General features: G+C 50.1%; 4 protein-coding genes and 11 tRNA genes. All 15 read left to right on the top strand.

The window, feature by feature from the left end:
• The first annotated feature begins 187 nt into the window (after window positions 1–187).
• The 15 genes from I8J30_RS28145 (at window position 188) to sigW (ending at window position 7,242) form a co-directional block, all read left to right on the top strand.
• Window positions 188–263: transfer RNA gene (locus tag I8J30_RS28145), tRNA-Asn, on the top strand.
• 4 nt (window positions 264–267) lie between these two features.
• Window positions 268–343: transfer RNA gene (locus I8J30_RS28140), tRNA-Thr, on the top strand.
• A gap of 18 nt (window positions 344–361) precedes the next feature.
• Window positions 362–436, top strand: a tRNA-Glu gene (locus I8J30_RS28135).
• Window positions 437–454: 18 nt separating this feature from the next.
• Window positions 455–530 (top strand) — tRNA-Val (locus tag I8J30_RS28130).
• A gap of 6 nt (window positions 531–536) precedes the next feature.
• A tRNA-Gln gene (locus I8J30_RS28125) sits at window positions 537–611 on the top strand.
• 9 nt (window positions 612–620) lie between these two features.
• Window positions 621–696, top strand: a tRNA-Lys gene (locus tag I8J30_RS28120).
• Window positions 697–728: 32 nt separating this feature from the next.
• Window positions 729–808 (top strand) — tRNA-Leu (locus tag I8J30_RS28115).
• Between the two features lie 302 nt (window positions 809–1,110).
• On the top strand, window positions 1,111–1,953 hold the full coding sequence (locus I8J30_RS28110; RefSeq protein WP_210663819.1) for an ABC transporter ATP-binding protein: 843 nt from the start codon (window positions 1,111–1,113) through the stop codon (window positions 1,951–1,953).
• A gap of 163 nt (window positions 1,954–2,116) precedes the next feature.
• A tRNA-Gly gene (locus I8J30_RS28105) sits at window positions 2,117–2,191 on the top strand.
• Window positions 2,192–2,194: 3 nt separating this feature from the next.
• Window positions 2,195–2,271: transfer RNA gene (locus I8J30_RS28100), tRNA-Arg, on the top strand.
• Between the two features lie 25 nt (window positions 2,272–2,296).
• Window positions 2,297–2,373, top strand: a tRNA-Pro gene (locus I8J30_RS28095).
• Window positions 2,374–2,382: 9 nt separating this feature from the next.
• Window positions 2,383–2,456, top strand: a tRNA-Gly gene (locus I8J30_RS28090).
• A gap of 327 nt (window positions 2,457–2,783) precedes the next feature.
• Window positions 2,784–5,591 (top strand): phosphoenolpyruvate carboxylase, encoded by a 2,808-nt coding sequence (ppc, locus tag I8J30_RS28085; protein ID WP_210663818.1) that lies wholly within the window; start codon window positions 2,784–2,786, stop codon window positions 5,589–5,591.
• A 164-nt stretch (window positions 5,592–5,755) separates the two neighbouring features.
• Window positions 5,756–6,679 (top strand): EamA family transporter, encoded by a 924-nt coding sequence (locus tag I8J30_RS28080; protein ID WP_210663817.1) that lies wholly within the window; start codon window positions 5,756–5,758, stop codon window positions 6,677–6,679.
• The gene (sigW, locus tag I8J30_RS28075; RefSeq protein WP_090986482.1) at window positions 6,676–7,242 is read left to right on the top strand and encodes an RNA polymerase sigma factor SigW; all 567 of its coding nucleotides are present in this window, start codon (window positions 6,676–6,678) and stop codon (window positions 7,240–7,242) included. The genes I8J30_RS28080 and sigW overlap by 4 nt, the downstream gene beginning before the upstream one ends.
• The last annotated feature ends 92 nt before the right edge of the window (window positions 7,243–7,334 follow it).

Here is a 7,334-nt window from a genome sequence, read left to right as displayed (position 1 = left end):
GATCAGGTTGATAGGTTCGAGGTGGAAGTGCAGCAATGCATGCAGCTGACGAATACTAATCGGTCGAGGGCTTATCCTACGAACATTCAGCTCGGATGTTCAACTTCGGACAAGATCAGCTAAACAAGACCTTCGCAAAGGTTCGTATCCAGTTTTCAGGGTGACAAAAGTTCCTGAATTAAACTGTTCCCTGATAGCTCAGTTGGTAGAGCACTCGACTGTTAATCGAGTTGTCACAGGTTCGAGTCCTGTTCGGGGAGCCATTACGCTCTCATAGCTCAGTCGGCAGAGTGCATCCATGGTAAGGATGAGGTCACCGGTTCGATTCCGGTTGAGAGCTCCAGTGATTTTTTTGCAAGATGGCCCGTTGGTCAAGTGGTTAAGACACCTCCCTTTCACGGAGGTAACAGGGGTTCGAGTCCCCTACGGGTCACCATTTTTTTCTCTCTATCCCGGAGGCTTAGCTCAGCTGGGAGAGCATCTGCCTTACAAGCAGAGGGTCGGCGGTTCGATCCCGTCAGCCTCCACCAGTATACTGGGGATTAGCCAAGCGGTAAGGCAACGGACTTTGACTCCGTCATCCCTAGGTTCGAATCCTAGATCCCCAGCCATTTTAGTTTGAGTCATTAGCTCAGTTGGTAGAGCACCTGACTTTTAATCAGGGTGTCGTAGGTTCGAATCCTACATGACTCACCATTTTCACCTAATGAGAATGGAATTGAATATGCGCGCGTATGGCGGAATTGGCAGACGCACCAGACTTAGGATCTGGCGGGCGACCGTGGGGGTTCAAGTCCCTCTACGCGCATCACAAACAGAAGGCCCTCGTTGAGGGCTTTTTTGTGTATAACTCTGTAGATAACTATGGCATAAGTGGCGAAACGCTTGCTATCACTGCTTTACTTATCCACAATTACGCCTGAATGTTGTGACAATTTAAACGATGAATAGATGGTTCTTCACAATTTTGTGCATAGTGTGGGGATATAAAAGTAATGAACCTCCGTTAACGCTTGACGGATCAACTGAGAATGATTATCATGGTATAGAACGTAATGAGAAATATTATCACAAAGCGGAACAGTCTGTTCTGCAAGGAGCTGTAAACAGATGAATTCTTTCATGACATCCAAACTTAATATCGGCTATGAGGAACGCCTTATTGTCGAGAATTTAAATATTATTATCCCTAAAGGTAAAATCACTGCCCTAGTGGGTGCCAACGGATCCGGTAAATCGACGATTCTGAAGACGATGGCTCGTTTGATGTCCCCATCTGCCGGAACGGTGCTTCTGGACGGCAAATCGGTACATAAACAATCCACGAAGGACGTGGCGAAGCAGCTTGCTATCCTTCCGCAGAATCCTACGGCTCCGGATGGACTGACAGTGGCTGAGCTTGTCTCCTACGGACGTTTCCCTTATCAGAAGGGTTTTGGCTCGCTCAGCAAGGAAGACCGCTCTGTCATCCAGTGGGCGGTTGAGAAAACGGGGATGACGGAGTTTGCCGATCGGCCTATCGACCGTCTATCCGGCGGCCAGCGTCAACGTGCGTGGATTGCGATGGCATTGGCACAGCAGACGGATATGCTGTTCTTGGATGAGCCTACAACGTTCCTCGATATGACGCATCAGCTTGAAGTATTGGAGCTCTTGCAGCATTTGAATGAAACGGCTGGCAGAACCATTGTCATGGTAGTTCATGACTTGAACCATGCATCGCGTTATGCCCATCATATGATTGCCATCAAGAACGGTAATGTGGTTGGTGAAGGAACACCGGTTGCCGTTATGAATAAGGATGTCCTCCGTGAGGTGTTCAGCATCGAAGCGGATATCATTCTGGATCCTCGCTCCGGTGTGCCGCTTTGCTTACCGTATGCACTGGCTCGTGCCGGAGCTCCTGCTGCGGTTCAGCAAGAGATTCCAAAACCATTGAGTATGTCGGTATAGCAGCTGTGAGCGTAGCGTAATAAACGCATTTCATCGCCGTCCATAGCAGCATGGCCGGCGATTGCAAAGGTATCATATTTTTTTTTAGAAAAAGGGTTGCATTTCATAATTCAGCATGATATATTATTACTTGTCGCGCTTGAGAAAAAGTGACTGACACAATGCGGAAGTGGCTCAGCGGTAGAGCATCGCCTTGCCAAGGCGAGGGTCGCGGGTTCGATTCCCGTCTTCCGCTCCATTAGTGCCCTTAGCTCAGCTGGATAGAGCATTTGACTACGAATCAAAAGGTCGGGAGTTCGAATCTCTCAGGGCACGCCATTCTTTAATTGCATTAGATACATAACGGGATGTAGCTCAGCTTGGTAGAGCACCTGGTTTGGGACCAGGGGGTCGCATGTTCAAATCGTGTCATCCCGACCATCTTCTTCTGCGGGTGTAGTTCAATGGTAGAACTTTAGCCTTCCAAGCTAATAGCGTGGGTTCGATTCCCATCACCCGCTCCATAAACGACATTCAAGGCCTTGGATTTCCAAGGCTTTTTATTTTTATATAGTTCGACCCTTATTCTTCCAAGCGTGAAAAAGCTTCAACCGATTGTTAATTTGTAGTATGATGGTTAAAGTTAAAAACCGACAATACGGGTTAAATGGGCTTATGTTGATGATTTTACGACCTGGAATCCGAAAGGAAGTCGTATAAATACACAGTGTAAGTAGAATTCATACGTTAAATCCGAAGATTTGCTTACGAGTGGTTTTGCTCCGTTAAACACAAAGACTATGCTTACGAGGTGGTTTTGCATCATGCGAAACCTGGAGGAGGATTAGGGAATGTCGGAACATGCTGGAACAACTGTCACAACCACAAGGCCGCAATCAAACAATTTGCTTCGCCGAGACGTGCGGTTCTTGGGGAACATTCTTGGGGATGTGCTTGTCCACCAAGGCGGTCACGAGCTGCTGGAGAATGTAGAGAAAATCCGTGAGATGAGTAAAGCGCTGCGCGCGCAATTCCTGCCGGAGCTGTATGAAGAATTCACTGCAGTCATTGATGCTTTGAATCCGGAGACGCGTCATCAGGTTATTCGTGCATTTGCGATTTATTTTCAACTCGTTAATATTGCGGAACAGAATCACCGTATTCGCCGTAAACGCGATTATGAGCGTTCAGCCGGAGAAACGGTACAGCCTGGATCGATCGAGAGCGCTATTCAAGTGCTCAAGGATCAAGGTATCGATGTAGACAATGTTAGAAGCATTATTGAAGATATTTCGCTTGAGCTCGTTATGACGGCTCATCCAACCGAAGCTACACGCCGCGCCGTGCTTGATATTCATCAGCGCATTGCAGCGGATGTCGTGGAACTGGACAATCCGACGCTGACTTATCGCGAGCGCGAGAAATTGCGCGAGAAGCTGCTTAATGAAGTACTGACACTGTGGCAAACGGATGAACTTCGCGATCGCAAACCTACGGTTATCGATGAAGTGCGTAATGGCATGTACTATTTTGACGAGACCTTGTTCGAAGTGCTTCCAAGTGTGTATGAAGAGCTTGAGCGCTGCTTGGACAAGTACTACCCTGAAGAGCGCTGGCATGTGCCTACGTATCTCCGTTTTGGTTCGTGGATTGGCGGCGACCGCGACGGTAACCCATCGGTAACGGCAAAAGTCACTTGGGAGACTTTAACGCTGCAGCGCGGCCTTGTACTGGAAAAGTATGAGGAGCTGCTGAAAGATGTGATGAGCCAGCTCAGCTTCAGCACGAATATCATTGAGGTTTCGCAAGAATTGCTGGATTCGATTAAGAGTGATCGCGAGAAGATCGACACACGCAGTGTGGATCTATGGCGTAACGATAAAGAACCATATCGTGTTAAACTCGGCTACATGCTGGAGAAGCTCGCGAATACATCGAAGGATGCGCTTAAGGGCTCCGTCAAGCGCTATAACAGCGCGGATGAGCTGAAAGCGGATCTGTGCATCATCGACAGAAGCTTGCGTAATCATTTTGCCGACTATGTTGCAGATACGCATATTCGCAAATTGATTCGCCAAGTGGAATTGTTTGGATTCCATCTCGCAGCACTCGACGTTCGTCAGCACAGTAAAGAGCATGAGAATGCGATGACTGAAGTGCTTGCGAATATGAACATTGTGGATAATTATGCGTCCCTGACCGAAGACGAGAAGATCGAGCTGCTGCACAAATTGCTGAACGATCCGCGTCCGCTTACTTCGCCGCATTTTGATTATTCCGAGAGCACTCGGGAGTGCCTGGATGTTTATCATACGATATATCGCGCGCAAGCGGAGTTCGGTGTGAACTGTATCTCCAGCTACCTGATCAGTATGACGCAGGGTGCCAGCGATATGCTCGAAGTCATGGTATTTGCCAAAGAGGTTGGCTTGTTCCGCAAGGAATCAAATGGTCAAGTTCGCTGTACGCTGCAGGCAGTCCCTCTATTCGAAACCATCGACGATTTGCATGCGGCACCTGGCATTATGGAGCAGCTGTTTGCACTGCCAATCTACCGTCAATCTGTTGAAGCGCGCGGTAATCTGCATGAAATCATGCTCGGCTACTCCGACAGCAACAAAGACGGCGGCGTGGTTACGGCGAACTGGGAGCTGCGTGTAGCGCTTAATGCGATTACAAGCGCAGCTAAGAAATTCGACGTGAAGCTGAAGTTCTTCCACGGTCGCGGCGGAGCGCTTGGCCGCGGCGGTATGCCGCTGAACCGCAGTATTCTTGCACAGCCTCCACATACGGTTGGCGGCGGCATTAAGATTACGGAGCAAGGGGAAGTGCTGTCGTCCCGTTACTCGATGAAGGGCATTGCTTACCGCAGCTTGGAGCAAGCGACTTGGGCGCTGGTTACGGCTTCGCGTTTGGCGAAGTATCCGGAGCAAGAAGCCGAAGCAACTGCAGAGTGGGATGAGATTGCACGAGGCATTTCGGAGACGGCGCTTACGAAGTATCAGGATCTGATTTTCCGTGATCCGGACTTCATGACGTTCTTCAAAGAGTCGACACCTCTACCGGAGGTTGGCGAGCTGAATATCGGTTCCCGTCCTGCAAAACGCAAAGGCAGCGACCGTTTCGAGGATCTGCGCGCTATTCCATGGGTATTCGCATGGACGCAAAGCCGCTACTTGCTGCCTGCGTGGTATGCAGCCGGAACGGCATTGCAAGGATATGTCGCAGGTGACGAGAAGCGTATGAACACGCTGCGCGTCATGTACGAGAAATTCCCGTTCTTCACCACATTAATTGACAACTTGCAAATGGCGCTTGCGAAAGCCGATCTGCAAATTGCGAAAGAATATGCCGGCATGATTTCAGACACGACGATCCGCGACCGCATCTTCACTCAAATTGAGGAAGAGTACGCCATGACATCTTCGTTCATTCTGCAAATCACAGGCCAAGCGGATATTCTGGACAACGTACCTGTTATCCAAGAATCGATCCGTCTGCGTAACCCGTACGTAGATCCGCTGAGCTACATGCAAGTGCAGCTCCTGAAGGAACTGCGCGAGAAACGTGCCAACGGCGAAGCCGACGATCCGGAGCTGCTGCGTGAAGTGCTGCTCACGATCAACGGAATAGCGGCGGGACTTCGGAATACGGGCTGATCCTGACCATTGGTTTGCGTGCCCATAGGGGTTAGCAGCATGCCTTTGCCAGATAGCGCATAACATTCATAAAAAGGGCTGGACGCCCGGACAGCTGTTGTCCGCCCGGGGTCCGGCTCTTTTTTCGTTGTTATCCGGTCATCTGGCAAGGGAGGCGGCTGCACATGAAGCGGGATCCGTTCTATTGGTTTTGCCTACTCTGTGTGCTGATGGGGGCTGCGAGCTACGGCTTGCTGTCGGTTCTTATTAAGAAGGCGTACGAGGACGGCTTTACGCAGGGGCAAGTGACCGTCCATCAGACGGGGATAGGCATGGCGTTGTTGTGGCTGATCGCGATGGCGCGGTGGAGGCGATGGCGGAATCCTCTTCGCGGACCATGGCTGAAGCTTGTACTAATCGGCACATGCGGACTCGCGATGACGACGATTCTATATAATGCGGCGCTGCAGCGGTTGGACGCTTCGCTTGCGATAGTATTGCTTTTTCAGTTTACATGGATTACCATCTTGCTAGACAGCATTCAGAAACGGACATGGCCCGGCAAATTACGTTTGCTTGCGATTGTCATCGTGATGATCGGTACGGTGCTTGCCGCCCGGCTGCTGGAGAGCGGATTAACCAAGGCGAGCTTCATCGGTGTCCTAGCCGGGTTCTTTTCTGCCGTGTCTTACAGCCTGTTTATATGGTGGACGGGGCAGCTTGAGGGGCAGCAGGATGCTGTTATACGCTCCGCTGTCATGGTCAGTGCGGGTTTTATGCTCATTACGCTTCTCTATGGCTCTGAGGCCTTCTCAGCAAGTCGAGAAGCTGCGCTGGTTGGCTGGGGATTGCTGCTTGGCACATTGGCCCAAGTAGTGCCCACCTTGTTGTTTAATATCGGCATTCCCCGGATTGGCAGCGGCTTGTCTGCTTTGCTTGGTGCGGTGGAGCTGCCGGTAGTGATTTTAACGGCATGGACCATCCTTGGAGAGCCGCTTAGCTTATGGCGGGTAGTTGGTATCTTGCTTATTGTAACAGGGATCGGAATAGCCGAATTGCCGACCGGTAAACGGAAGGGGAACTCGGCGCGTTTGGAGGAGAAGCATTGAAATCAGTTGAGGCGAGATTAGCCAAGTTAGCTTTGAAAGGCGATCAACGGGCTTTCGCAGAGCTCGTGGAGCTTTATCAGGACAAGCTTTATCATATGTCTTATCGAATGCTGTACAACCGTCAGGAAGCCGAGGACGTCGTACAGGATGTCTTTTTGCGTGTATACAAAAATTTAGAGCGTTACGATGATACGATGAAATTCTCCACTTGGATTTATCGTATCGCCACGAATTTATGTATCGACAGACTGCGAAAGAGAAAGCCTGTGTACTCGCTGGATGCTGAGTCGGGTGAACATGAGGGGCTCGATGGTTATGCCATGATCCCAAGTGATAACCGCACGCCGGAGAGCGAGATGCTGCTGTCGGATACGCAGCGCATCATTCATCAAGCCATTGAGACGCTGCCGGCTAAGTATAAGTCGGTTATGGTGCTTCGCTATTTAGAGGAGCTTTCCTTGCAGGAGATCGGCGATGTGCTCGACATGCCGGTAACGACGGTGAAAACCCGTGTCCATCGCGGCCGGGAGTTCCTTCGCAAGAAATTGGAGCATAAGCTGTAGGCAGAAGCGGATGGATCAGAAAAGTTAAATTTTGGACAGGTGCGGATATTCAAAAAAAGTGAAACATCGCCGCCTTGAACACGTAACGTATA

It is taken from the genome of Paenibacillus lignilyticus (genome assembly GCF_017942085.1).
Classification (GTDB): domain Bacteria; phylum Bacillota; class Bacilli; order Paenibacillales; family Paenibacillaceae; genus Paenibacillus_Z; species Paenibacillus_Z lignilyticus.
Note: the sequence above shows the minus strand (reverse complement) of the source record. Positions and strands in the feature narration are given on the sequence as shown.